We start from the raw sequence: 24,793 nt of genomic DNA, 5'->3' as shown, positions 1-24,793 counted from the left end.
CAGGTCACGAAGGGTTGGCCCGAGCGGGGTCTATTTTTCCCCTGCCAGGCTCCAGGCCCGGGACGAGTCAGGGAAGGTCACGCGGGGGCGCCGAGGTTCTCGACGGCAATCAAAGGGGCGAACCGGGCGAAGTGTCGCGTGTTGTCGGTAACGATCGCCTTGGCTTGGTGCGCCAGGGCCACGGCCACGACGTTCGCGTCGTGAACCTGCTTGCCTGCCGCGGATCGGTCGCCGATCAGTTCGATCAGCTGGCGTGTCGTGGAGATGCCCTCGGCCAGGAGCTCCATGTCGTCGAGGAACTGCTCCAGGTTGTCCGCGGCGTCCTTCCCGGACAGGCCGAATCCGTTTGCCTCAATGGGCCGCGTCGACACCGCGAGGTACTCCCTCGCAATCTGGGGAGTCAACGCCAGACGGCGCAGGTCCTCGTTGAGAAAATCGGTAGCCGCCTGGTGCGCTGCGCGACTTCGATCGGTGGCGGCCAGCAACACGTTGGTGTCGACCACCACCAGCGCGAGCAGGTCAGCGCTCGTCGTCATCGTAGAAGTCAGCCCGGTCGAACGAATCGATGCGACCAGTCGCCACCGTCCTCAGGCGCAGCGGGAGCGGGCGCCCTCCTGCGACCGGCTCGGCCGCCAGCTTGTCGAGGGCCTCTCGCAACTCCTGCTGCACCGAGTGGCCCCGACGCGCAGCACGCCGTTTGATGGCAGCCACCGTCTCTTCGGGGACGTCCCTGATGTGCAGCGCAGTCATGCCACCATGCTAGCACTTCATGCTAGCGCTGGCAGTTTCAGTACGTCGTGACGTGCACGTGGTCGTAGTGGTTCGCGGTCGAGGAACCCCGGTCCTCCATGCCGCGCCACCCCTCGCCGGAGCGGTCGACCGACCAGATCTTCTGCGCATATATCACGTATTCGACGCCGAGCGCAGAGGCGTTGGCGCGGACGTATTCAGCGATCTCCCAACCACGCGCGCCGGAGACCATGATGTCGATCGCGCGGCCCTGGGAGTGCTCGCCGTCGCCACGGAACGTGCCATAGGAGCCGACGTCGGGATAGCGGGCGCAGACTGCCTGGTGCACCTTCTTGATGTTGGCGCTCACCCCACCGGGGACCGAGGTCCCGTTGGAGCAGGTGCCACCGGTGCCGGCAGGAGTGCTGCTCGGCTCCTCGTCACTCAGGTAGCCCGAGGTCACCCAGCGCGACTTGCCGGAGACGACGACCTCGGTGCGGCCCGAGCGCTCGCGGCCGGTGACCAGGACCTGCTTGCCGGCCTTGAGCAGGCCGACCTGGCTGGCGGAGTCGCCGCTGGCGTCCCACAGGTTCAGGTCGGTGGTCGCCCATGCCTTCTCGCTGGCACCGGCGACGGCCTTCTTCGTTGCGGCGGCCTCGGCTGCGGCGGCTTCCTTGCGCTTCGCCTCGGCCTCGGCGGCTTCCTGCTCGGCGGCCTGCTTCTCAGCGGCCTCGGCGCGGCTGCCCGAGCGGGAGGCCTGCTCGGAGCGGGACGGGAGGGTGATCTCGGACTGCGCGATGGCGGAGAGCGAGTTCGCGGCCTGGGTGTTCGCCTCCCGGGCGACAACGTCCTTGACGTTCGGGTCGGAGGCGGCAACGCCTGTCACGACAACGGCAAGGGTGGCAACTGCGGCCACGGGGGCGGCCACCTTGGCCCAGGTGCGGGTCGAGAGGGTCGGGAGGGTCCAGCGGGCATTGGTGTCCCGCTTGTGGCTTGGATTCGCCACAGCGCTGATCCTTTGCATCGGGGTCATGGTCCGGCGCTGCGAACGGATTGCGAACACGGCGCGACGTCGAGTGAAACACAGACCCGGTTGCGATCCGGCACCGGTGACGCGAGGCCTGGGCCACATTCAGGCGCAAAACGGACCCATCATGTGGGCGACTTCACCCTCCGGAGGCGGCCAGCACGTCCTCGGCGACGCACGTCCCGGAGCCATCGGCGTCCCCGAGCCATCCCTCGGGCAGGACCACGTGGCGCCGCGGCGCACCCTGGCGACCCCGCGGCGTACCCAGCTCCCCGACCGGGAACGATTCGTCCGGGTCGAGCTCGGCGAGCAGTGCGTCCAGCGTGGCCAGGCTGTCCACCAGGGCCAGCGCGTGGCGCAGCGGGCCGCCGGCGCGGAAGCCCTTGAGATACCACGACACGTGCTTGCGGAACTCCTTGCAGCCGCGCTCCTCCCCCATGTGCCGGGAGAGCAGTTCGGCATGGCGGCGCATCATCGCGGCGACCTCGCCCAGGGTGGGCAGGGTGGCGATGCTCTCGCCGGCGAAGGCCGCAGCCAGGTCGCGGAAGAGCCACGGCCGCCCCAGGCATCCGCGGCCCACCACGACACCGGCGGCACCGGTCTGCTCGACCATCCGCAGCGCGTCGGCGGCCTCCCAGATGTCGCCGTTGCCGAGCACCGGGATGTCCACGTGCGCGACCAGCTCGGCGATCGACTCCCAGTCGGCAACGCCGGAATAGGCCTGCTGCACGGTCCGCCCGTGCAGTGCGATCGCGGCGACGCCGGACTCCTGGGCGATCCGCCCGGCGTCGAGGTAGGTCAGGTGGTCGTCGTCGATGCCCTTGCGGGTCTTCATCGTCACCGGCACGTCGTACGGCGCGGCGGCGCGCACGGACGCCTCGAGGATCTCGCCGAGCAGCCCCCGCTTCCACGGCAACGCTCCCCCGCCACCCTTGCGGGTCACCTTGGGCACCGGGCAACCGAAGTTGAGGTCGACGTGGGCCACGCCGTACTCCGCGCAGAGGATCTCGGTCGCCTTGCCGACGTACGCCGGATCGGTGCCGTAGAGCTGGACGCTGCGGACGGTCTCCAGCTCGTCGAAGGTGAGCATCGACTTGGTCATCGCGTCGCCCTCGACCAGCCCGCGTGAGGTGATCATCTCGCAGACGAAGAGGCCGTCGGCCCCGCGCGCACCCATCTGCTCCAGGCACAGCCGGCGATAGGCAGCGTTGGTGATGCCCGCCATCGGCGCAAGGACCACGGGGGTCTCGACGCTCAGGGATCCGAGTTGCAGGGGCACCCGGTCATTGTCCGCCCGCCGGCCGCGGGCCGACAAATCAGCCGGTCGGGCTGGCCGACGGATCCGGCGTCACATCCGCCGAAGCGCTCGGGGCCGGGGGCTCGCTGACCTGGCCGGTCCAGTCGATCTGCTCGAACCCCTCGCGCGGCAGCAGCGCCAGCGAGCGCAGTTCGGTGCCCTTCGGCGCGAAGAAGACCAGGCACAGGTCAGCCGTGGCGTCCTTGGCGAACTCCTCGGGCAGGGCGCGGGGACCGCACTTGTCGTAGTTGGGGAAGACCACCGACGGGAAGAGCGTGGCGCTGCCGTTGTCCAGGTAGATCGGCAGCACGCTGCCCCCGACGTCCGCGTCCCCGACGTTGGTCACCGAGACCTCGACGAAGTACGGCGTACTGGCGCGCAGGTCGTCGGTCAACTGGTAGCCGGCGAAGTCGTCCATCGAGACCACCTTCACGCCCTCGACCGTCGCCTCCACCTTGCCCGCGGCACCCTCGCTCGGCTCCCACACGAAGGTGGCCCTTTCACCGAAGGCGAGGTCCAGGCCCTCGACGGTGACCCCGTCGACCATGGTCGGCTCGGCGGTCGGCTCCTTGTCGGCCTCCTCGCCGTCGTCTCCGCTGCAGGCGCCCAGCGCCAGCCCGGCCACCAGGGCAAGGCTGACCAAGGCGGGCCGGGCGGTGAAGGATCGGCGGTTCGGCGGCGTCATGGCGCCATTGTGCATCAGGCGCCGACGAGGCGTGCGGCAAACCACGCACTGATGCCGTCGAGGCTGATCCGCTCCTGGTTCATCGAGTCGCGCTCGCGCACGGTCACCGCGTTGTCCTCGAGGGTGTCGAAGTCGACGGTAACGCAGTACGGCGTACCGATCTCGTCCTGGCGGCGGTAGCGGCGACCGATCGCGCCGGAGTCGTCGAACTCGACGTTCCAGTTGCGGCGCAACTCGGCAGCGAGCGCCTTCGCCTTGGGCGACAGGTCCGCGTTGCGGCTCAGCGGCAGCACCGCCACCTTGACCGGGGCCAGGCGCGGGTCCAGGCGCAGCACGGTGCGCTTGTCGACGCCGCCCTTGGTGTTGGGCGCCTCGTCCTCGTGGTAGGCGTCGACCAGGAAGGTCATCAGGCTCCGGGAGAGCCCGGCTGCCGGCTCGATGACATAGGGGACGTAGCGCTCGTTGTTGGCCTGGTCGAAGTAGGAGAGGTCCGCACCGGAGTGCTTGGCGTGGGTGGAGAGGTCGAAGTCGGTGCGGTTGGCGATGCCCTCGAGCTCACCCCACTCCGAGCCGGCGAACCGGAAGCGGTATTCGATGTCGGTGGTGCCCTTGGAGTAGTGGCTCAACTTCTCCAGCGGGTGCTCGAAATGGCGCAGGTTGTCCGGGTTGATGCCGAGGTCGACGTACCACTGGGTGCGCTCGGCGATCCAGTACTTGTGCCACTCCTCGTCCTCGCCCGGCTTGACGAAGAACTCCATCTCCATCTGCTCGAACTCGCGGGTGCGGAAGATGAAGTTGCCCGGGGTGATCTCGTTGCGGAAGCTCTTGCCGATCTGGGCGATGCCGAACGGGGGCTTGCGCCGGCTCGAGGTGACCACGTTGGCGAAGTTGAGGAAGATGCCCTGGGCGGTCTCGGGGCGCAGGTAGTGCAGCCCGGACTCGTCCTCGACCACACCGAGGTGGGTCTTGAGCATGCCGGAGAACTCACGGGGCTCGGTCCAGGCGCCGCGGGTGCCGCAGTTGGCGCAGGCGACGTCCTTGAGGTCGACGTCGTCGGGGTTGTCGATCCCCTTCTTCTCGGCGTACTGCTCCTGGAGGTGGTCGGCACGGAACCGCTTGTGGCACGACTGGCACTCGGTCAGCGGGTCGTTGAAGGTGTCGACATGGCCGGAGGCGACCCAGGTCTCGCGGGGCAGGATGATGCTGGAGTCGAGGCCGACGACGTCCTCGCGCCCCTGCACCATCGCCTTCCACCACTGGCGCTTGATGTTCTCCTTGAGCTCGACGCCGAGCGGGCCGTAGTCCCAGGCCGAGCGGGTGCCTCCGTAGATCTCGCCGCACGGGAAGACGAAACCTCGCCGCTTGGCGAGGGAGACGACGGTGTCGACGATCGAGGGGGGCGGCTTCGCCACGGGGCACTCCTGGGCTCTGGCCGGCTGGCTGCCGGTCGGGTGTGCTCAGCCTAGCGATCGCGCCCGGGCCACATTGAGGTCGGTGCCGGGTTCGTCGATCTCGTAGGCACTCGGCTCGTCGAGGGCATGGCCCAGCACGGGCACCGCGCGCAGCTTCACGTCGTACGTCGAGAGCGCCCGGCGATAGGCGCCGACGTTGCGCCAGCGCGTGGAGAGCACCCATAGTTCCGGGTCGTCGACGTTGCGCGCGACGTGGCCATCCACCCAGCCATCACAGGCGGCCAGGGCCGCGCGGGCGTCATGGAGTTGGTCGCGGAAGGAGGCCGACGTGGCCTCGGGGACGCGGAACCTGGTGACGACGAGCACCTGGCCAACCTATCCCGTGCCAACTTGTCCCGCGCCAAGTTGACAACCGTTCTCAGATAGATTGACAATGATTCTCATGTCAATCGTTCGCCATGCCGTTCCCCTCGCCCTGGGCGCCTCCCTCCTCCTCTCCGGATGCGGAGCCTTCTCCGACGACGTCGAGGTGGACCAGACCCGGATCACCGCCTCCTTCTATCCGCTCGCGTACGCCGCCGAGCGAGTCGCAGGCGACCACTTCGAAGTCATCAACCTGACCCAGCCCGGAGTTGAACCCCACGACCTGGAGTTGAGCGTTCGCCAGACCGCGCAGGTCGCCGACGCCCGCCTGGTCGTCTACTCCACCGGCATCCAGTCGGCCGTCGACAAGGCCGTCGAGCAGAACGCCGCCGGGGACGTGCTCGATGCTGCCGAGGTGATCACGCTGCGCGAGTACGGCGCGGAGCACGACCACGGTGATGAGCACGGTGATGAGGAGCACGACCACGAGCACCATGAGGGGCACGACCATGACCACGGCGAGCACGACCCGCACTTCTGGCTCGACCCGCTGTTGATGGCCGACTTCGCCGACGCCATCGCCGACCGCCTGGCCGACATCGACCCCGACCACGCCGCGGACTACACCGCCAATGCCGAGGCCTTCCGCACCGAACTGGAACAACTCGACGCGGCTTACGCCGATGGGCTGGCCAACTGCCAGCGCCACCTGGTCGTGGTCAACCACGACGCGTTCGGCTACCTGGCCCGCTATGGCCTCGAGTTCGAGTCGATCACCGGCCTCTCCCCCGGCGCCGAGCCGACCGCCTCGGAGAAGGCCCGGATCCAGGACCTGATCCGCGCCGAGGGCCTGACCACCGTCTTCTCCGAGACGCTGGCCAGCAAGAAGTCTGCCGAATCCATGGCCGCAGACCTGGGCATCACCACCGGCGTACTCGACCCGATCGAGGGCCCGGGTGACGCCAACTCGTCCGACGACTACGTTTCCCTCATGGAGAAGAACCTGGAGGCCCTCAAGGAGGCCAACGCTTGTTGAGCCCCACCAGCGCCGGCGAAGTCGTCCTCGAGATCGAGAACGGCTCCGTCGGCATCGCCGGACGTCCCATCCTGCGCCACATCGACCTGCGCATCCATGCCGGCGAGTTCGTCGCCCTGATGGGCGCCAACGGCTCCGGGAAGTCCACCCTGGTCCGCGCCATGACCGGGCTGCGCAGGCCCTCGGGCGGGCAGGTGCGGATCTTCGGCGATGACCTGGCGGACTTCCGTGACTGGCACCGGATCGGCTTCGTGCCGCAACGGGCCACCGCGGCCGGCGGCGTACCGGTCTCGGTCTGGGAGATGGTCGCCTCCGGGCGCCTCACCCGGCGCCGCTGGCTGCGTCCGTTGCTGCGCAACGACCGCCAGGCGATCAACGACGCCCTGGAGGTGGTCGGCCTGCGCGATCGTGCCCGCGACGGCATCACCACCCTGTCCGGTGGCCAGCAGCAGCGCGTGCTGATCGCCCGCGCCCTGGCCGGGGAGCCGGAACTCTTCTTCCTCGACGAGCCCACGGCCGGGGTCGACCTGCCCAACCAGCGCGCCCTCGCTGATGCCCTCACCGTGCTCAAGGAGCGCCGGGCCACCGTGGTGCTGGTCGCCCACGAACTCGGCCCGATGGCGCCGCTGGTGGACCGGGCGATCGTGATGCGTGACGGCCGGATCGCCTATGACGGCGGTCCGCTGGTCGACCACGAGGTGCACGGGCCGCTCTTCGCTCCCCACCTGCACGACCCCACGCCGCGCTCGCGCGACCACATCCCCCACGTCGCCTCGCCGCTGGACACCGCGGCCGAGCCGGAGGGGGCGAACTGATGGAACTGCTCCTCGTCCCCTTCATGCTCCGCGCCCTGATCGCGGCGCTCTTCACCGGCATGGCTGCCCCCGTGGTGGGCACCTACCTGGTCCAGCGACGCCTCTCCCTGATGGGCGACGGCATCGGCCATGTGGCAGTCACCGGGGTCGCCCTGGGCCTGCTCACCGGCACCTCCCCCACCTGGACCGCGGTCGCCGTGGCCATCGCCGGTGCCGTACTGATCGAGGTGATCCGCGAGCGTGGTGCCGCCAACGGCGACGTCGCCCTGGCCCTGCTCTTCTACGGCGGCATCGCCGGCGGCGTACTGATCACCGGCATCGCGGGCCAGAGTGCGGCGCGCCTGCAGGAGTTCCTCTTCGGCTCGATCACCACGCTCTCCCCCGACGACGTGGTCGTCACGATGGTGCTCGCCGCGATCGTGATCGTGATCGGCCTCGGCCTGGCCCCACAACTCTTCGCGGTTGCCCAGGACCAGGAGTTCGCCAAGGTGGCCGGGCTCAACATCCGCTTCTACAACATCCTGGTCGCGGTGCTGGCCGCCGTCACCGTCACGATCGCCATGCGCACCGTGGGCCTGCTGCTGGTTTCGGCGCTGATGATCATCCCGGTGGCCACCTCCCAGCAGGTCACCCGCAGTTTCCGGACCACCTTGCTGGCCTCGATGGCGATCGGCGTCTTCGCCTCCGTCGGCGGCCTGGTCTTCGCTGCCCTGGTCGCCGATGTGGCGCCCGGCCCGACCATCGTCCTGCTGGCGCTGGCCTGCTTCGCCCTCACCTGGCCGCTGGGGGCCTGGCTGCGCCACCGGCGACGCCGCCTGCAACCCTTCGACGAGATCGACCCGCTCAGCCATCATGAGATCGCCGACCACCCCCACGAGCACGGGGAGAACTGTGGCCATCCGGCCATCCAGCACGGGGACCATGTCGACTACGTCCACGACGGCCATCGACACGCGCCACACGGAGTGCACTATGACGAACACTGAAGAACGCAAGTCCGCCGCCGCACCGCTGGCAGGGTCCCGCCCGACCCGCCAACGACTGGCCGTGGCCCGGGTCCTGGACGGGCACGACGACTTCCGCACCGCCCAGGAGATCCACGCCCTGCTCGTCGCCTCGGGCGAGAAGGTGGGCCTGGCGACCGTCTATCGCAACCTGCAACGCCTGGCCGAGGCCGGCGAGGTCGACGTGCTGCGCACCGAGGAGGGCGAGGCCGCCTACCGCCGCTGCTCCGCCACGCACCACCACCACCTGGTCTGCCGCTCCTGCGGCGCCACGATCGAGGTGGAGGGGCCGGCCGTGGAGCGCTGGGCGGATGCGATCGCCGCCGAGCACGGCTTCAGCAACCTCAGCCACACCCTGGAGATCTTCGGCACCTGCCCCTCCTGCACCTGATCGCCGAGTCGGCACGTGTTGACACTTTTCTACGTCGAGTCGGCGTCAATTGACGCCGACTCGACGAATGCAGGGCGTCAGAGGAACCGGGTCCGGCGCTCGAACGTACGCCGCGCCTCGACCACGGCATCCGACAGTGCCCAGTCCGCATCCTTGGCCCGCCCATAGACGTCAGCACGACGGAACACCTCGATCTGCCACCCACCGCGCTGGGTCATCCGCTCCCGGCGCACCCGATCATGCGAGACGTCTCGATCACTCGAATGCCACTCCTCCCCGTCGTACTCTGCGGCGAACCTGAGATCGGGCAATCCCATGTCGAGGTAGTAGAGGGCTCTTCCATCCTCCAGGTACGGGACCTGCAATTCAGGTGGCGGCAGGCCCGCGTCGTACCAGTGCAGGCGCAGGGCGGACTCGCCCGGAGACTCCGACCGCCCATCGGCGAGAGGGGCCATGGCACGCAATTGTCGTACGCCCCGCTGGCGGGCGAAGCGTTCCACGCCGGCTATCAGTTCTTCTCGACCAAACTGCCCGAGCCTCAACAACGAATCCATCGCCGAGAGTGCTTGCGCCCGACGGAGGAAGCGCCCCAGGTCCAGCGCCGTACGCAACGGCGATGTGACGAGGAGCCCCTGGATCTCCACCAGGTCCCCCGGCGCCAGGGCGCGCTCGCCGCTGACGACCATTTCGCGTCGTGTCCGGTCCCGGCCGGGCAGGTGGAACACCGAGACCCTGGGCACCGTGAGGTGGTCGTTCGGAGCCAGGATCATGTTCGCCCCGTGGAGCCATCCGGCAGTGCGGTCAGCAACGAACGAACCAGGCGGGACCACCTTGGACAGGATCCGCACCCGCGTGTCGAGTGAATCAGGGACGCGGTGATCGACGAAGACTCCGCGCACGGGTCTGCGCAACAGGGCCGCATCGATGAGTGCACGCAAGGTCCGGTCGGTCACGCCGCAGGCAAGCGCCTCCTGCCGGGTGAACGGCTGGTCCACCGGCAGCGGGAACCAATGATCCAGGGGTTGGGCAAGATCGGGTTGCATGCCCATGAACCAACCCCAACCCGGGACCTCCCACAAGGGGTGCCGCACCAGCCTGTGGACAGGAGCCTGAAATACGCGTCAACACGTGCCGCCTCGGCGTACTCAGGCGGAGCCGTAGCGGCGGTCCCGGCGCGCGTAGGTGTCGATCGCGGCCCACAGGTCGCGCCGGTCCACGTCGGGCCAGAGCACGTCGGAGAAGACGAACTCGCTGTACGCCGCCTGCCACAGCATGAAGTTGGAGAGTCGCTGCTCCCCCGACGTACGCCAGACCAGGTCGGCATCGGCCAGTTCGGGGACGTAGAGGTGGCGGGCGAACGTCTTCTCGTCCACCTTCCTCGGGTCCAGTCGCCCGGCAGCGACCGCCTCGGCGATGGAGCGCGCGGCGTCGGCCACCTCGGCACGGCCGCCGTAGTTGACGCACATGGTCAGGGTGCAGACCTTGTTGTCCTTCGTCATCTCCTCGGCGACCTGCAACTCGCGGATCACCGACTTCCACAACCGCGGCGCCCGCCCGGCCCAGCGCACCCGCACCCCCAACTCGTGCATCTCGTCGCGGCGGCGGCGGATCACGTCACGGTTGAAGCCCATCAGGAACCGCACCTCGTCGGGCGAGCGCGACCAGTTCTCGGTGGAGAACGCGTACGCCGAGACCGCCTTCACCCCGATCTCGATGGCGCCCTCGACCACGTCGAAGAGCGACGACTCGCCCTGCTCGTGTCCGGCCGTACGGGGCAGGCCGCGCTCCTTGGCCCACCTGCCGTTGCCGTCCATCACGATGGCGACGTGGCGGGGCACGAGTTCCTTCGGGATCGCCGGCGGACGGGCGCCGGAGGGGTGCGGAGTCGGTTTGCGGATCGCGCGAGTCACGGAATACACCCTATGCGGGGGCAATCTCGTCCTATGCTTCCCACGTGGTGAATCAGAACGATCAGATCGAGCAGCAACTCTTCAAGATGCTGCGCCGTACCCAGGCCATCCACGTGCGCACCGCCTCCGGTGACGTGGAACTGGAGCGTTCCAGCTATGGCATCCTCTGCCTGCTCTCCGACGACGGCCCGCAGCGGCTGGGCTCGATCGCCAATGCCTTCCGCCTCGATCCGTCCACCATCACCCGCCAGGTCCAGGCCGTGGTCCGCCTCGGGCTGGCGGAGAAGCACGTCGACGAGCGCGACCGTCGCGCCACCGTGCTCAGCCTCACCGACCAGGGCGCCGAGGCTGTCGCGGAGGCTCGCGCCCACCGCCGCCAGATGCTCGACGCGCTGCTGCACGAGTGGACCAAGGCGCAGCGCACCGAGTTCCTCGCCTCACTGACCCGCTTCAACGAGACGGTCGACAGCTGGATCGAGCGCGAGGACGACGCGGACAGCTGACCTGCCCCGGGCGCGTCAGCGCTCGACGTACGCCAGCGAGCGCAGTCCGCGCTCCAGGTGCCAGTGCAGGTACGCCGCGACCAGGCCGGTCGCCTCGCGCAGGTGGCGCTGGCTGGCCCCGGCCACGTGCGCCCAGTCACCGGCGAGCAGCGCGCCCATCAGTGCCACGGTCTCTGGCGCCGGGTTCGCCGACCCCGGCAGTCGGCAAGTGGTGCACAGGATGCCGCCGGCGGCAGGGTTGAACCACCGGTGCGGCCCGGGCGCATCGCAACGGGCGCAGGTGTCGAACGACGGGGCATAGCCGGCCACCGAGAGCGAGCGCAGGAAGTAGGAGTCGAGCACCTGCCCGGGCTGCCGCTCGGGGCTGGTCAGGGCCCGCAGCCCGCCGACCAGGAGCAGGAACTGCTGCACCGCCGGTTGCCGCTCCTCGGTGACCAGGCGCTCGGCGGTCTCGAGCATGGCCGTCCCGGCGGTGTAGCGGTCATAGTCCATGCCCAGCCGCGCCGCGAACGGGTCGATCGCCTCGGCCTGGGTGATCACATCCAGGTTGCGCCCCTCGGCCAGTTGCAGGTCCACGTGGGTGAACGGTTCCAGCCGCGAACCCCAGCGCGACGTGGTCCGACGTACGCCCTTGGCCACGGCACGCACCAAGCCCTGCTCGCGGGTGAGCAACGTGATGATCCGGTCCGCCTCACCGAGCTTGTGGGTCCGCAGCACCACGGCTTCGGCGCGATAGAGGGGCATGGGTCCATTGTGCCGCCTCAGGCGCGGCTTTTCCCGCCCCGCGCGCGTGTCCCGGCTGCCGCCGGCGCCCAGCACTCGTCCACGAAGGCGACCGCTTCGGCATCGAGCCGCTGCGGCGCCAGGCGCCACTCCAGGATGCTGCGCGCCTGGACGAATCGGGCGTCGGGCACCTCGGCGGCCAGCATTGCGGCATCGGCCGCCGGATGGATCGGGTCGGAGGGGTGCCCGACCACCATCGTGGGTACGTCGATCGCACGGCGTTCCCGGGTCGGTGGGGCGATTCGGCCGAAGACGATGCCGTGCAGGACCGCGGCCATCGAGTCGGCGCGCTGGTCCAGCGTGTCGAGCAGGACCCCTGCCCAGAACGGCACCAGGCCCCGCGGCACCGGCCGCGAGAGCATCCGGACCGCGCCGACGGTGACGGGCAGGTAGCGCGCCGCCAGCATCATCGGCCCGAACGCGACCAGGCCGGCCTCGACCGCGTTGTCCAGCACGGGCATCTCCGCCAGCAGGCCGCGCACCCGCTCGGGCGCTATCGCCGCGACTTCCAGGGAGACGTTGGCCCCCAGCGAGGTGCCACCGATCACGGCGGTGTCGGCGCCGAGGTGGTCGAGCAGCGCCACCACCTGCTCGGCGAATGCGGTCATCGAATAGACCATCGGATCCGCGGGGCGGTCCGACCGCCCGTGGCCGAGCAGGTCGAGGGTGATCACGTGGTTGCCCTCGGCGGCCAGGGCCCGGGCCAGCGGCTGGCACATCCGGCGCACCATCAACTGGCCGTGGATGAGGACCACCCAGCGCTCGCCTGCGCCGTACTCGGTGTATTCCAGCCGGTCCTCGCCGACGAAGAACTGGCCGATGCGTTCGGAGACCAACGGGGTGCGTGGCATGGGAGCAATCTAGACGAGAACGGCGTCGTCGACAGCGATCGAGCCCGTCACCGCCACGTCGGCGTACACCGCGAACCTGAGATCCCGGTGGCCACCGATCGCCTTCAGCAGCCCGGGCTCCCGGGCCACTCCGTCCTGGGCGATGTCGACCATCCGGCACCGCGGGATCACCGCGACCGGGCGGAGTACGACGCTCCCGATGCGCACCTCGTGGCCGAGCCACCCCTCCTCCTCCCAGGGAACCTCGGTCTCGATGACCAGGTTGACCCGGAACCTGCGTGGGTCCACCTCGGTGCCGAGCAACGCGCCGAGGGCGGCCAGGGATGCCGTCCCGACCAGGGAGACCCGGCCCGAGTCCATGTGGTCGACCGGGCCCTCGGGTCGAAACCGGACCGGTCGGGCGAAGTGGGCGCGGAGCCTGGCGTCGGCGTCCGGACCGTCCACCGGGAGCCATGCCGCGGAGTCCGGGAAGCGCACCTGCGGCACCGGCCGATCGCCGAGCCGTGCGGCCAGCTCGAAGACCGGGTCCAGTCGCCGAAAGCGGCGGGTGTCCTTGCCCGAGGCGAGTTTCCCGTCCTCGTCGCCCACGGCCCAGCCCCGGTCGCCGGCCAGGCCACGCGCCTCGACGGCCACCTCGTCGAGGCTCTCGCCGGCGCAGGACTTCACCGGATAACGGCGCACACGCACGACTCGCATCGGCCCATTGTAGGCACCCGAGCGCGTCGACCTGAGAGTCTTGTCCCATGCCGAGCCGCCCACCCAAGCAGCCACCCCTGGCGAACTATCCCTCGAAGCCTCCGGTCGGGGTCGCCGACTGGACGATGCTGGCGATCGCGATCATTTCGGTCGCGCTCCTGGTCTGGATCACGTTCTGGGACGTCGAGCCGGCGACCGAGCGCCGGGTGATCCTTGCCGACTATGCGATCTGTGCGCTCTTCGCGGTCGAGTTCTGCTGGCGCTGGGGTCGCTCCGGGGACGGCTGGAAGTTCCCGTTGAAGTACTGGTACGAGGTGCTCGGGATGATCCCGATCTCCCACCCCGCCTTCCGTGCCTTCCGGCTGCTCCGCATCGTCATCGTGCTGGCCCGCCTGGGGCGTGCGGCCGACCGCGCCTTCGGCGACCGGGTGACCGCAGCCATCGTCAAGCAGGGCACCGAGACGATCGTGGAGGTGATCAAGCGCCCGGTCACCATCGCGGTGATCGACGAGGTGGCGGCGGTGCTGCAGACCGGGAACTACACCAGCAACATCGCCCGGGCACTCGAGGAGAACCGCGCCGAACTCGATGCGATGGTGCTGGAACTGGTCCGCAAGGACGCCCAGGTGGGCCGGTTGAAGTTCCTGCCCTTCCACGACGACGTGGTGCGCCTGGTCAGCGACACCGTCTTCCGGCTGGTCTTCGAGATGCTCAGCGACCCGCGCACCGACGAACTGATCTCCGATGCCCTGCGGGAGAACATCGACCAGATGCGCGCGTCGGTGCGCGGGCGCTACGAGGAACAGCAGGCCGGCACCCCGGCCCGCTGAGGCGGGTCAGCCGGCGCGGTTGATCGCCGAGATCACGGCCTTGAGCGATGCGGTGACGATGTTGGCGTCCAGCCCGACGCCCCACAGCACCTGGTCGCCGACCGCACATTCGACGTACGCCGCGGCGATGGCGTCACCACCGGCCGAGAGCGCGTGCTCGGCGTAGTCCAGGACCCGCACCTCGCCACGGTTCTCGAAGAGCGGGTTCCCCTTCGCCTGCTCGGCCTCGACCAGGTCGGCGAGCGCGTTGGTGAAGGCGTTGATCGGGCCGTTGCCGGAGCCCACCAGTTCCCGCTGCTCGCCGTCGACGTAGATGTTCACGGCCAGGTCGTCCTTGCCGCCCTCGGTGGAGGAGGTGCGCACCGAGTTGAGCCGCAGCGGCTCGGTCCGCTCGAGGTATTCACCGCGGAAGACGTCCCAGATCTGCTCGGGCGTCATCTCGCCGCCCTCGGAGTCGGTGTGCCCCTGGACCACCCGGCTGAACTCGATCTGCGCGCGGCGCGGCAGGTCCAGCTTGTGCTCGGCCTTGAGGATGTAGGCCACCCCGCCCTTGCCGGACTGGCTGTTGACCCGGATCACCGCTTCATAGGTGCGGCCGACGTCCTTGGGGTCGATCGGCAGGTACGGCGCCTCCCACGCGATGTCGCGCACCGAGATGCCGCGCTCGGCGGCCTGGCGGTCCAGGTCTTCCAGGCCCTTCTTGATGGCGTCCTGGTGGGAGCCGGAGAAGGCGGTGTAGACCAGGTCGCCGGCGTACGGGTGGCGCGGGTGCACCGGCAGGCCGGTGCAGTATTCGACGGTACGCCGCACCTCGTCGATGTCGGAGAAGTCGACCTGCGGGTCGATGCCCTGGCTGAACAGGTTCATGCCCAGGGTGACCAGGTCGACGTTGCCGGTCCGCTCGCCGTGCCCGAAGAGGCACCCCTCGACCCGGTCCGCACCGGCCATCAGGGCCAGTTCGGTGGCCGCCACCGCGGTGCCGCGGTCGTTGTGCGGGTGCAGGCTGACGGCGGAGTGCTCGCGCCGGGTCAGGCCACGGCTGAAGTATTCGATCTGGTCGGCATAGGTGTTCGGGGTGGACATCTCCACCGTCGCCGGCAGGTTGAGGATGATCTCGCGACCCGCCTCGGGCTGCCACACGTCGGAGACGGCCTCGCAGACGGCCAGCGCGAAGTCGGTATCGGACTGGGTGAAGATCTCCGGGGAGTACTGGTAGCCGAAGGCGCAGTCGCCGAGCAGTTCGTCGGCGTACTTCATCACCATCTCGGTGCCGCGCACGGCGATGTTGATGCACTCCTCGGGGGTCACCCCGAAGACCACGCGCTGGAAGAGCGGCGCGGTGGCGTTGTAGAGGTGGATGGTGGCCCGGTCGGAGCCGACCAGCGACTCCACGGTCCGCTCGATCAGGTCCTCGCGCGCCTGGGTCAGCACCGAGATCTGTACGTCATCGGGGATCCGGTCTTCCTCGATCAGCTTGCGCACGAAGTCGAAGTCGGTCTGGCTGGCGCTGGGGAAGCCGACCTCGATCTCCTTGTAGCCCATCTTCACCAGCAGCTCGAACATGGTCAGCTTGCGGGCGGGCGTCATCGGGTCGATCAGCGCCTGGTTGCCGTCGCGCAGGTCGGTGGAGAGCCAGCGCGGGGCGTGGGTGATCTTCTTCGTCGGCCAGGTCCGGTCCGGCACGTCGACCGGCTCGAAGGCGGTGTAGCGGCCGAACGGCATGCCGCTGGCGTGCTGGTGGTTGCTGGTGTTGCCCAGATCAGTGTTCTGCAGTGTCACGATGGTGTCCTCGTCGTATCCGTGGGGTGCCGGGCACAGCACGCTCTCCGCAACGAGGGGGCCGGCTCTCAGGCCTCGTTGCGGCAGCCAAGGAGGAGGTTGCGCATCTTCATGACCACGCCACCCTAGCATTGACGCCATGGCCACGCTGCTCGTCGTCCACCACTCCCCCACCAGATCCATGCAGGCCCTCACCGAAGCGGTCCTGGCCGGCGCCGGCAGCGAGGGCCTGGAGGAGGTCGAGGTGGTGGTCCGCCCCGCCCTGGAGGCGAGCGCCGACGACGTCCTCGCTGCCGATGGCTACGTCCTCGGTACGCCGGCCAACTTCGGCTACATGTCCGGGGCACTCAAGCACTTCTTCGACTCCACCTTCCTCGCCGTTGGCGGCGCCCTGGACCCCGACGGCGGCGCGGGCGAGTCGGCCGGGGCCACCCAGAAGCGGCCGTTCGGCCTCTACGTCCACGGCCGCTACGACACCACCGGGGCGGTCCGCTCGGTGCAGTCAATCACCGGCGCGCTCGGCTGGCGCCCGGCGTACGACGTACTGGAGGTGCTGGGCGAGGTGGAGGACGCGCACACTTCGGCGGCCATGGAACTGGGCGGTACGATCGCCGCACTGTTGACGACGTGAGGACTCCGCTGACCGTGCACCGCCGACGCCGACTGGGGATTGCCGCGGCCGCCGCTGCCCTCCTCCTCCCCTTGGCGGCCTGCTCCGACGACGCTGCCGACCGGATCGACCCCGAGCAGGTCGACGCCGTCGAGCCTCCCGAACTGGGCGCCTGCCGGATGCTCACCCCCGAGGACGTCGGGCAGTCGTCGAACGCCACGAAGACGGTCGACTGCGCCGAGCCGCACACCGCGGAGACCTATGCGATCGGCACCATCCCTGACGAGGTGGCCGAGAGCGGCTACACCAGCGAGAAGCTGGGGCTGTGGGCCTACCAGACCTGCGCCGCCGCCTTCGAGAAGTTCCTCGGCGCCAACGAGTCGCTGGTGATGCGCAGCGTGGTGAGCTGGGCCTGGTTCCGCCCCTCGGAGAAGGCGTGGGCCGACGGCGCGCGGTGGTATCGCTGCGACATCGTCGGCGGCGGTGACCAGGCGAAGTCGTACGTGAACCTGCCGGAGACGGCCAAGGGACTCCTCTCCGGGCAGCCACCGGATGACTGGATGGTCTGCGCGCAGGGCGAGAGCGTCGTCGGTTCGGTCAAGGTGCCGTGCGCCCAGGACCACGACTGGCGCGCGGTGACCACGATCGTGATCGGCAAGCCGGAGGACCCCTACCCGGGCGACCGGCTGGTCGAGGTCCGCAGCCGCGACTACTGCTCCGACTCGGTGGGTGCGTGGATGAACTACCCGGTCGACTACGACTATGCCTACACCTGGTTCCACGAGCCGGAGTGGAAGGCCGGCAACCGGCGTTCGATCTGCTGGGCGAGGACCTCGGAATGAGCAGGGTCCACACCACGCGGGCCCGGCTCGGCGCGGGCCTGGGCGCCCTCGTGCTGGCACTGGGCGTGCTCGGCGCCTGCTCCGGCGACGAGGAGCCCACCGCTGCGCCGTCGGAGTCCGCAAGCCCGACGCCCGCCGTGGCACCGGCCGGGCCCGAGGTCGGCGAATGCCACGACCTGGCCTATGCCGACGCGCTCTCCCCCACCGACACCGCCGAGCCCGTCGACTGCGCCGGCGCGCACACCTCCCAGACGTACGCCGTGGGCGAACTCGACACGGTCGTGGACGGCCACCTGGTCGCGGTCGACTCCGCCCACGTGCGCGAGCAGGTCGCTGCGGCGTGCCCGGCGCGGCTGGCGAAGTTCGTCGGCGGCTCCGAGGAGGCGCTGCGGTTGAGCATGATCCGGCCGATCTGGTTCAGCCCCACGCTGGAGCAGTCCGACGCGGGCCACAACTGGTATCGCTGCGACGCCGTCGTCCTGGCCGGGCCGGAGAAGTTCCTGCCCCTGACCGCCGATTTGAAGGGCGTGCTGGGCACCAGCGAGGGCCGGGAACGGTTCGCGCTGTGCAGCACCGGCAAGCCCGGCACCGACGACTTCTCCCGGGTGGTGTGCAGCGCCAAGCACAGCTGGCGGGCGATCTCGACGACCACCATCAAGGCAGGCGCTGACGGTGCCTGGCCGGGCGAGAAGGCAGCCCGTGCCGCCGGTGAGTCGGCGTGCAAGGCCGAGGCCCAGGACCGGGCCGAGGACAAGCTCAAGTTCACCTGGAGCTATGAGTGGCCCTCGCAGGAGCAGTGGGCGGCCGGCACCCGGCACGGCACCTGCTGGATCCCGGCCAGCTGACCTGCGACTGACTCGCGGAGTGCTCAGAAGCCGAGACGGCGCAGCTGGCGTGGGTCGCGCTGCCAATCCTTGGCCACCTTGACCCGCAGGTCCAGGAAGACCTTGGTGCCGAGCATCGCCTCGATCTGCTGGCGTGCGTCGGAGCCGACCTGGCGCAGGCGTGACCCCTTGTGGCCGATCACGATCCCCTTCTGGGAGTCGCGTTCGACGAAGACCGAGGCGTGGATGTCGAGCATCGGGTTGTCCTTGTCGCGGCCCTCGCGCAGCGACATCTCCTCGACCACGACGGCGATCGAGTGCGGCAACTCGTCACGGACGCCCCCCAGGGCTGCCTCGCGGATCAACTCGGCAGCGATTGCCTCCTCGGGGGCGTCGCTGAGTTCCCCGTCGGGATAGAGCGGCGGCCCCTCGGGGAGCTTGCCGACGAGGAGGTCGGCAAGCAGGTCCACCTGGTCACCAGCCACAGCGGAGACGGGCACGATCTCGGCCCATTCGGTGCCGGTCTCGGCACCCAGCGCCTGGATGGCGAGCAGGTGCTCACCGATCTGCTCGGGGGTTGCGAGGTCCGTCTTGGTGGCGACCGCGATCTTGAGGGTGCGGCGCACCTTGGCGAGTTCGTTGACGATGAACCGGTCGCCCGGCCCGATCTTCTCGTTGGCCGGGAAGCAGACCGCGACCACGTCGACCTCGGCCCAGGTGGTGCGGACCAGGTCGTTGAGCCGCTCCCCGAGCAGGGTGCGCGGGCGGTGCAGGCCGGGGGTGTCGACGAGGACCAGTTGGGCGTCGTTGCGGTGCACGATGCCGCGTACGACGGTGCGGGTGGTCTGCGGCTTGGAGGAGGTGATCACCACCTTGGAGCCGACGAGGGCGTTGGTCAGTGTCGACTTGCCGGCGTTCGGACGCCCGACGAAGGAGACGAAGCCGCTGCGGAACCCGTCGGGGCGGGTGCCGTACAGCGGGCCGGCCGGCGCGACGCCGTCGACGTCGAAGTCACGGTCCGCCTCGCGCCCGTGGGAGTCCTTGGTGGTCATTCCGCCTCCCGTGCCGCGTCATAGTCGGCCCAGATCTCTTCGTCGCTCTTGCCTGCTGCCTTGCCGGCCCGATAGATCGGTCCCGGGTCGACGGCGCGGGGTTGGCGCCTGGCCACGCCCCGCCAATAGCCCATCACGTCATAGTGCGTGCTGGGCAGCTTCACTTCCCGCATCAGGTGCTTGCGGATCGCCCGCATCTGCGCGGATTCGCCGGCCATCCAGAAATAGCCCGGCGACTCGGGGAAGGTGAGCCCCTCCACCAGACCGGCCAGGCCGGAGCCTTCCTCCGGGGATCCGACCCAGGTCACGTCGTCGGCCGGCAGGTCGTCGCCGAAGTAGTCACCCAGGTCGTCGGGCACCTCGGCCCACGCGTGCAGCGGCACCTGCTGGTTCTCGCGTGCGATCCGGGCCATGGCCGGCAGCGCGGTCAGGTCGCCGACCAGGTAGATCCACTCGGCGTCGTCGGGCAGCCGGTAGGAGCCCTTGGCCTCGGTGATCGTCACCTCGTCGCCGACGCACTCGCCGCGGGCCCATTCGGTGACCAGGCCGACGTCGTGGACGACGATGTCGAGGACCAGTTCGCTGCCGTCCCAGGAGCGGACCGTGTAATAGCGGCTCTGGAACTGCCCGGGCACGATCAGCCCGACCCACTCGTCGGGGATGCCGGTGCTGGTGAAGCCGGCCAGGTGCTCGCCGCCGAGGACGATGCGGACCAGGTGCTCGGTGATCTGCTCACGGCGCAGCACGGTCGCGACGTACTGTTCGGCTCGGGTGCTCACCTGCGCAAGGTTAGTCCCTGCCGTTGGTCAGAAGGTGTGGCGCATCGGGTACGACGGGTCGCCGGTCGCGTCGTTGCGGGTGGCAAGCACGTGGTGCAACTCGATCTCGTCGCGTTCGAAGGCGAGCCGCGATCCGGCCATGTAGATCCCCCACACCCGGGCGGTCCCCTCACCTACCTCGGCGACGCAGGCGTCCCAGTTCTCGACCAGGTTCCGGCTCCACCCGGCGAGGGTGTGCGCGTAGTGGCGTCGGAGGTTCTCGGTGTGCTGCACCTCCAGGCCGGCGTCCTGGGCCGCGGTGATGATGGTGCCGGAGCCGGTCAGTTCGCCGTCGGGGAAGACGTAGCGGTCGATGAAGGCGCCGGTCTCGGTGGGCCGGTTGTGCGGGCGGGTGATGCAGTGGTTGAGCAGGCGCCCGCCGGGGCGGAGCCGGTCGCGCAGGAAGGAAAAGTACGCCGGATAGTTGCGCACGCCGATGTGCTCGGTGAGGCCGATCGAACTGACTGCGTCGAAACCGGACTCGGACACCTCGCGATAGTCCAGGTGGCGCACCTCGGCCAGGTCGGCCAGGTCCTCGCGCTCGATGGCTTCCTGGGCCCACTGTGCCTGCTCGGCCGAGAGGGTCACGCCGAGTGCGCGTACGCCGTACTCCCGGGCCGCGTGGCGGACCATGCCTCCCCAGCCGCACCCGACGTCGAGCAGGCGCTGGCCCGGCTGCAGGTCGAGCTTGCGGGCGACGAGGTCGTACTTGGCGCGCTGGGCTTCCTCCAGGGTGGCGTCCGGGGTCTCGAAGAGGGCGCAGGTGTAGGTCATCGACGGGCCCAGGACGAGTTCGTAGAAGCGGTTCGAGACGTCGTAGTGGTGGGCGATCACGTCGGCGTCGCGGGACCTGCTGTGGCGCAGGCCCTCGACCGCGCGGCGCCACCGTGGTGCGTGCTCCTGCGGCGGGATCGGCGGCGGGACCAGGTTGGAGACGCCGAGGCCGCGGACCAGGCGGAGCGCTTCGCCGATGGTGGGGCGGCGGAACCGCAGGTGGCTCATCAGCAGCACCATCGCGTCGTACGGGTTGCCCGGGTGGACGCCGCGCACCTCCAGGTCGCCCATCACGTAGGCACGTGCCATGCCGAGGTCGCCGGGGGCGGTCATGATGTAGGAGAGGCCGCGTTCGTTCTTCAGGTGGAGCCCGATCTCGGCGTCGGCCGGGCCGGCCGCGCTGCCGTCGTACGCCGTGAACCGCACCGGGACGCCGTCGCGGAGCAGGGACTCGATCGCCTCGCCGATGGTGACCGGGTCGGCCTGGAGCTGGAGGGTCATCGTCGTCGTACCGCCTTGTCGTGGAGTGAGGTGAACCTGTCGTCGGGATCGTGGCGCGCCTTGACCGCGGCGAGGTTCGCCCCGTCGTACAGCGCGTCGAACGTCTCCTTGTCGTAGAAGGCCTCGGAGTAGAGGGACTTGTGGCCGCCGAGTTGGTGGACGCGCTCCTCGATGGCGCGGTTCATCGGGGCTTGGTCGGCGTCGGGGCCGACGGGGACGGTGCCCCAGAAGCCGATGTTGACATAGGTGGTGGCGGGCTGGAGCGGGTACGTCGGCCAGGTGCGGTCGCCGCGCAGGCGCAGGGGGCAGAGCCAGACCGGGCGCATCCCGACGTGTTCGTCGAACCAGGCGAGGAAGTCGGGGAGGTTCTCGACGGGGACCTCGACGTCCTGGATGACGCGCTCGCGCTGGGGGCGGCCCTTGCGCCGGTCGATCCGGTCGATGATGCCGAAGCGCCGGTCGAGGCCGACGAGCTTGTGGTAGACGTCCGAGCGGCGCCAGCGCTTGGGCCACAGGCGGCGGATGCGCGGATTGTGCAGGCCGAAGGCGCCGGAGCACCAGAACCAGTCGGTGTCCCAGCGCCACAGGTAGTCGTGCACGGTGAGCAGGTCGTGCTCGCGCTGCTGGAGGGAACGGTAGTAGATCTCCTGGCCGGTGTAGTCCGAGGTGCCGCCGAGTGGGTCGTCGGTCCAGCGGGCGAGGGTGAGGTAGTGCTCGCCGGGTTGGAAGGAGACGCCGTCGAGTCCGTCGACCGGCTCGCCCTGCCAGGTGCGCTCGGTGACGATCTCCTCGATCGCCTTGGCCATCAGGGTCGCGTCGTCGAAGCGGACGTGTTGCAGTGCGACGAACCTGGGCACGCGCTCGAGTTCGATCCGCAGGCGGGTCGCGTAGCCGAGGGACCCGTAGGAGTTGGGGAAGGTGGCGAAGAGGTCGCTGTTCTCCCCCGGGTTTTCGGTCGTGCCGGCCGTGGCGGTGACGATCTCGCCGGCGCCGGTGAGGACGTCCATCTCGAGGACGGATTCGTGCGGCAGCCCGTTGCGGAAACTGGTGGACTCGATGCCGAGTCCGGTGACCGCGCCGCCGAGGGTGATGGTGCGCAGTTGTGGCACGACGAGCGGGATCAGGCCGTGCGGCAGCGTTGCCGCCACCAGGTCCTCGTAGGTGCACATCCCCTGTACGTCGGCGGTCCGCGTCGTCGGGTCGACGGAGAGGACGCCGTCGAGGCCCGAGACGTCCAGGCCCGGTACGCCGGTGCGGGCGCGTGGCCGGAAGAGGTTGGAGGTCCGCTTGGCGAGGCGGACAGGCTCCCCGGGTGGAATGGCATGGAAGGACTGGAGGAGCCTGCGTTCAGCTTCTCGATGAGTAGTGAGGTTCCGCCCTTGCGAGGAGGTCACGCATCCACGCTAGTTGGTCACCGCAAGCCATTCCAGCCCTGGCGGGGTCGGGCCCGGCGATCAGAAGGGTGGGGTGTCGTCGTCGACTGCTGCTGGTGGTGGGTCCCAGGGTGGGGTGCCGGGGCTGGCGTAGTCGTCCCACTCGGGTTCCCACGGTTCGGGGACGTGTTCGTATTCACCGCGGTGACACAGATCATCGGGTGGGTCGATCGGCCACCCCGGCGGACCGTACCGCTCAGCGACGGTCGCGAGGTTGCCCTGGAGGCGGGCGCGGTGTTCGCGTAGGTCGGCGGGTGTCCACTGGTGCTCGGCGGCGCGTTCGGTGCAGCCGTCACCGGGTGCGGTTGGTGTGGTGAGGTCGAGGGTGCCGTTGTGGTCACGTAGGTAACACCTGCCCCGCGGGGAGGTCCACACGAACACTCCCGAGCGGGGTTGGTGGTACTCCCACCCGGTGAAGGTCTTGTAGCGGTGATGACGACGACACAACGGCGCCAGATTGCAACTGCACGTAGCGCCACCCTCACCGTGAGGGATGGTGTGGTCCTTGTCGCAGGCCCTGGCCGCTCGGGTGCACCACGGGAACACACACGACGGATGCGTCTGCTCGACCTGGCGGACCAACCGGTCGGGGATCTCGTAACGATCCACGTGGATGTGCTCACCGGTATCAATCACCGGCGTAACCACCAGATCAGTATCAGAACGACCGCACCAGTTCGCCACCATCGATGCCAACACCGGAACATCGTCGCGCTCCAGACGTCCTACCGCGACCGTGCCCGGGCAACCGCACCCGCAGTCGCTGTGGCTGTTGCTGCGGCTGTGACCGGTGAGGGCGTCTGCGGACAGGTGCACCACCAGGCGGACCTGCTTGCGGCGGGCACCAGGCCGCGCCGGCTTGGTGGGTTGGGCGGGACGAGCGTCTTCGGTGGGACGCTGCGAGCCAGCCGCAACTCCTGCCTCGCCGTCACCGGAGCTCGCGTCACTGGCTACGTCGGCGGCGGTCTGGTCCGGCGCAGCTTCCTCGCCGTCGCGGGCCGCGTCGGTGATGTCGCTGCTGCTGTTGAGTAGCGTCAACGCGGCAGCCGGGTCCGCGAGGATCCCCACCGCCAGCGACCGTCGTACGTCCAGTGACTCCTCACACCCTGCTTCGCCCAACCGGGCTGCGAGGGCGTTGACGGTGTGCATGAAGTCGTCACAGTCCTTGAAGTCGGCATCGATCACGATGTGCGCCACCATCGAAGCCGACACATTCGCCAACATCCGCACCTGCCGCGCATCCAACGCAGCCTTGTCCGCTGCCTCCCGCTCCGCCGGATGCAACCGCAACATCGCCTCATCGAGCAGCTTGTCCAGCTTGCCCACACCCACACGTGCCGCCACCGGAGCTACCCGCTCATCGACCCACGCCGCCACATCACCAGGGTGGCCGAGTGTGTGCTGTGCGATCCGCCGGGCCCGCCACGCCTGGACCCGACCGGCCAGCACCTCACCCCACACACCGGGTAGCCGGTGCCGCAACTCCAACGCCTCAGCGAGTAGTCGCTCCCCGGCGGCCTGCGACATCCCCAGTGCGGCAGCGAACTCCACGCCCGCGTCCCACGCCACTGCCGGCAACTCATCCCAGTCCGGCACCTCGGTGCCATCCACCAGGCACGGACCCGTCACGGCTTCTTCGTCACCTTCGGCGGGATGGGCGTGGGCCCATGCCACCGCTGTGACCAGCAGTTGACGCTCCGCATCATCAGCGACCCAACGCCACCGGACCGCATCACCCAGCACGTCACCAGCACCCGGCACGGGGCCCTGGGACTGGGGGTGAGCGGTGGTGGTCATGGGCCCGATTCTACCGTGGGCAGGTGTTCGA

At 69.4% G+C, this 24,793-nt stretch carries 27 protein-coding genes; 9 read left to right on the top strand and 18 right to left on the bottom strand.

Translation table 11 applies throughout. The features are described from left to right. Positions 1–77: 77 nt before the first annotated feature. The 7 genes from Q9R27_RS15185 to Q9R27_RS15155 all read right to left on the bottom strand — a co-directional run bounded on the left by Q9R27_RS15185 (position 78) and on the right by Q9R27_RS15155 (position 5,516). Complete coding sequence (locus tag Q9R27_RS15185) at positions 78–536, bottom strand: PIN domain-containing protein (protein ID WP_311253245.1); 459 nt, start codon at positions 534–536, stop codon at positions 78–80. Beyond that, the gene (locus Q9R27_RS15180) at positions 520–750 is read right to left on the bottom strand and encodes a FitA-like ribbon-helix-helix domain-containing protein (RefSeq protein ID WP_311253244.1); all 231 of its coding nucleotides are present in this window, start codon (positions 748–750) and stop codon (positions 520–522) included. The genes Q9R27_RS15185 and Q9R27_RS15180 overlap by 17 nt, the downstream gene beginning before the upstream one ends. Before the next feature lie 37 nt (positions 751–787). Beyond that, positions 788–1,735 (bottom strand): hypothetical protein, encoded by a 948-nt coding sequence (locus tag Q9R27_RS15175; RefSeq protein WP_311253243.1) that lies wholly within the window; start codon positions 1,733–1,735, stop codon positions 788–790. 160 nt (positions 1,736–1,895) lie between these two features. After that, a complete protein-coding gene (gene dusB, locus Q9R27_RS15170; protein ID WP_311253242.1) occupies positions 1,896–3,035 on the bottom strand; it encodes a tRNA dihydrouridine synthase DusB in 1,140 nt (379 codons plus the stop codon). A gap of 37 nt (positions 3,036–3,072) precedes the next feature. After that, positions 3,073–3,738 (bottom strand): hypothetical protein, encoded by a 666-nt coding sequence (locus tag Q9R27_RS15165; protein WP_311253241.1) that lies wholly within the window; start codon positions 3,736–3,738, stop codon positions 3,073–3,075. A 14-nt stretch (positions 3,739–3,752) separates the two neighbouring features. Continuing rightward, a complete protein-coding gene (locus Q9R27_RS15160; protein WP_311253240.1) occupies positions 3,753–5,150 on the bottom strand; it encodes a glycine--tRNA ligase in 1,398 nt (465 codons plus the stop codon). Between the two features lie 45 nt (positions 5,151–5,195). Next, positions 5,196–5,516, bottom strand: coding sequence for an antibiotic biosynthesis monooxygenase family protein (locus Q9R27_RS15155; RefSeq protein ID WP_311253239.1), 321 nt, complete (start codon positions 5,514–5,516; stop codon positions 5,196–5,198). Between the two features lie 76 nt (positions 5,517–5,592). On the opposite strand from Q9R27_RS15155, the gene Q9R27_RS15150 reads away from it, so the two are divergent. From Q9R27_RS15150 to Q9R27_RS15135, 4 genes are read left to right on the top strand one after another with little or no spacing between them, the layout of a single operon-like run. After that, complete coding sequence (locus tag Q9R27_RS15150) at positions 5,593–6,549, top strand: metal ABC transporter substrate-binding protein (RefSeq protein ID WP_311253238.1); 957 nt, start codon at positions 5,593–5,595, stop codon at positions 6,547–6,549. Continuing rightward, complete coding sequence (locus tag Q9R27_RS15145) at positions 6,546–7,364, top strand: ATP-binding cassette domain-containing protein (RefSeq protein WP_311253237.1); 819 nt, start codon at positions 6,546–6,548, stop codon at positions 7,362–7,364. Before Q9R27_RS15150 ends, Q9R27_RS15145 begins: the two co-directional genes overlap by 4 nt. After that, positions 7,364–8,350: a metal ABC transporter permease gene (locus Q9R27_RS15140; RefSeq protein ID WP_311253236.1), complete on the top strand. Its 987-nt coding sequence runs from the start codon at positions 7,364–7,366 to the stop codon at positions 8,348–8,350. Before Q9R27_RS15145 ends, Q9R27_RS15140 begins: the two co-directional genes overlap by 1 nt. Then, positions 8,337–8,759, top strand: coding sequence for a Fur family transcriptional regulator (locus Q9R27_RS15135; RefSeq protein ID WP_311253235.1), 423 nt, complete (start codon positions 8,337–8,339; stop codon positions 8,757–8,759). The genes Q9R27_RS15140 and Q9R27_RS15135 overlap by 14 nt, the downstream gene beginning before the upstream one ends. 77 nt (positions 8,760–8,836) lie before the next feature. Here Q9R27_RS15135 and Q9R27_RS15130 read toward each other — a convergent pair whose 3' ends face one another. Both Q9R27_RS15130 and Q9R27_RS15125 read right to left on the bottom strand, forming a co-directional pair. Further along, on the bottom strand, positions 8,837–9,808 hold the full coding sequence (locus tag Q9R27_RS15130; RefSeq protein ID WP_311253234.1) for a hypothetical protein: 972 nt from the start codon (positions 9,806–9,808) through the stop codon (positions 8,837–8,839). 96 nt (positions 9,809–9,904) lie between these two features. Next, positions 9,905–10,669 carry an isoprenyl transferase gene (locus Q9R27_RS15125; RefSeq protein ID WP_311253233.1) on the bottom strand — a complete coding sequence of 255 codons (765 nt, stop codon included), beginning with the start codon at positions 10,667–10,669 and terminating at the stop codon, positions 9,905–9,907. 44 nt (positions 10,670–10,713) lie between these two features. Between Q9R27_RS15125 and Q9R27_RS15120 the strand changes: the two genes are divergently transcribed. Continuing rightward, positions 10,714–11,172, top strand: coding sequence for a MarR family transcriptional regulator (locus tag Q9R27_RS15120; protein ID WP_311253232.1), 459 nt, complete (start codon positions 10,714–10,716; stop codon positions 11,170–11,172). Between the two features lie 15 nt (positions 11,173–11,187). On the opposite strand, the gene recO is transcribed toward Q9R27_RS15120, so the two are convergent. The 3 genes from recO to Q9R27_RS15105 are packed head-to-tail and all read right to left on the bottom strand — an operon-like array spanning position 11,188 to position 13,502. Next, the gene (gene recO, locus Q9R27_RS15115) at positions 11,188–11,916 is read right to left on the bottom strand and encodes a DNA repair protein RecO (protein ID WP_311253231.1); all 729 of its coding nucleotides are present in this window, start codon (positions 11,914–11,916) and stop codon (positions 11,188–11,190) included. A 17-nt stretch (positions 11,917–11,933) separates the two neighbouring features. Beyond that, positions 11,934–12,806 (bottom strand): alpha/beta hydrolase, encoded by an 873-nt coding sequence (locus Q9R27_RS15110; protein WP_311253230.1) that lies wholly within the window; start codon positions 12,804–12,806, stop codon positions 11,934–11,936. Positions 12,807–12,815: 9 nt separating this feature from the next. Next, entirely contained in the window at positions 12,816–13,502 is a 687-nt protein-coding gene (locus Q9R27_RS15105; protein WP_311253229.1) for an MOSC domain-containing protein, read from the bottom strand. Positions 13,503–13,549: 47 nt separating this feature from the next. On the opposite strand from Q9R27_RS15105, the gene Q9R27_RS15100 reads away from it, so the two are divergent. Next, positions 13,550–14,332 (top strand): ion transporter, encoded by a 783-nt coding sequence (locus Q9R27_RS15100; protein WP_311253228.1) that lies wholly within the window; start codon positions 13,550–13,552, stop codon positions 14,330–14,332. A gap of 6 nt (positions 14,333–14,338) precedes the next feature. On the opposite strand, the gene leuA is transcribed toward Q9R27_RS15100, so the two are convergent. After that, positions 14,339–16,054, bottom strand: coding sequence for a 2-isopropylmalate synthase (gene leuA, locus Q9R27_RS15095; protein WP_311253327.1), 1,716 nt, complete (start codon positions 16,052–16,054; stop codon positions 14,339–14,341). 196 nt (positions 16,055–16,250) lie between these two features. Here leuA and Q9R27_RS15090 point away from each other — a divergent pair, with 196 nt between their 5' ends. From Q9R27_RS15090 to Q9R27_RS15080, 3 genes are read left to right on the top strand one after another with little or no spacing between them, the layout of a single operon-like run. Beyond that, entirely contained in the window at positions 16,251–16,742 is a 492-nt protein-coding gene (locus tag Q9R27_RS15090) for an NAD(P)H-dependent oxidoreductase (RefSeq protein ID WP_311253227.1), read from the top strand. After that, complete coding sequence (locus Q9R27_RS15085; protein ID WP_311253226.1) at positions 16,739–17,563, top strand: septum formation family protein; 825 nt, start codon at positions 16,739–16,741, stop codon at positions 17,561–17,563. The genes Q9R27_RS15090 and Q9R27_RS15085 overlap by 4 nt, the downstream gene beginning before the upstream one ends. Further along, positions 17,560–18,408 (top strand): septum formation family protein, encoded by an 849-nt coding sequence (locus tag Q9R27_RS15080; protein ID WP_311253225.1) that lies wholly within the window; start codon positions 17,560–17,562, stop codon positions 18,406–18,408. Before Q9R27_RS15085 ends, Q9R27_RS15080 begins: the two co-directional genes overlap by 4 nt. A 23-nt stretch (positions 18,409–18,431) precedes the next feature. Here the strand turns inward: Q9R27_RS15080 and era are convergent, their stop codons facing one another. Genes era through Q9R27_RS15055 form a run of 5 tightly spaced genes read right to left on the bottom strand, consistent with a single transcriptional unit; the run spans position 18,432 to position 24,762 of the window. After that, positions 18,432–19,439 (bottom strand): GTPase Era, encoded by a 1,008-nt coding sequence (gene era, locus Q9R27_RS15075; RefSeq protein ID WP_311253224.1) that lies wholly within the window; start codon positions 19,437–19,439, stop codon positions 18,432–18,434. Next, positions 19,436–20,218: a siderophore-interacting protein gene (locus Q9R27_RS15070; protein ID WP_311253223.1), complete on the bottom strand. Its 783-nt coding sequence runs from the start codon at positions 20,216–20,218 to the stop codon at positions 19,436–19,438. The genes era and Q9R27_RS15070 overlap by 4 nt, the downstream gene beginning before the upstream one ends. A gap of 27 nt (positions 20,219–20,245) precedes the next feature. After that, a complete protein-coding gene (locus Q9R27_RS15065; protein ID WP_311253222.1) occupies positions 20,246–21,532 on the bottom strand; it encodes a class I SAM-dependent methyltransferase in 1,287 nt (428 codons plus the stop codon). After that, positions 21,529–22,926, bottom strand: a complete 1,398-nt coding sequence (locus Q9R27_RS15060; protein WP_311253221.1) for an FAD-binding oxidoreductase — start codon at positions 22,924–22,926, stop codon at positions 21,529–21,531. Before Q9R27_RS15060 ends, Q9R27_RS15065 begins: the two co-directional genes overlap by 4 nt. A gap of 60 nt (positions 22,927–22,986) precedes the next feature. After that, on the bottom strand, positions 22,987–24,762 hold the full coding sequence (locus Q9R27_RS15055; protein ID WP_311253220.1) for a hypothetical protein: 1,776 nt from the start codon (positions 24,760–24,762) through the stop codon (positions 22,987–22,989). Positions 24,763–24,793 lie beyond the last annotated feature (31 nt).

The sequence above is a fragment of the Nocardioides sp. AE5 genome (assembly GCF_031844485.1).
Lineage (GTDB): Bacteria > Actinomycetota > Actinomycetes > Propionibacteriales > Nocardioidaceae > Nocardioides.
This window is presented reverse-complemented; position numbering and strand designations above follow the sequence as displayed.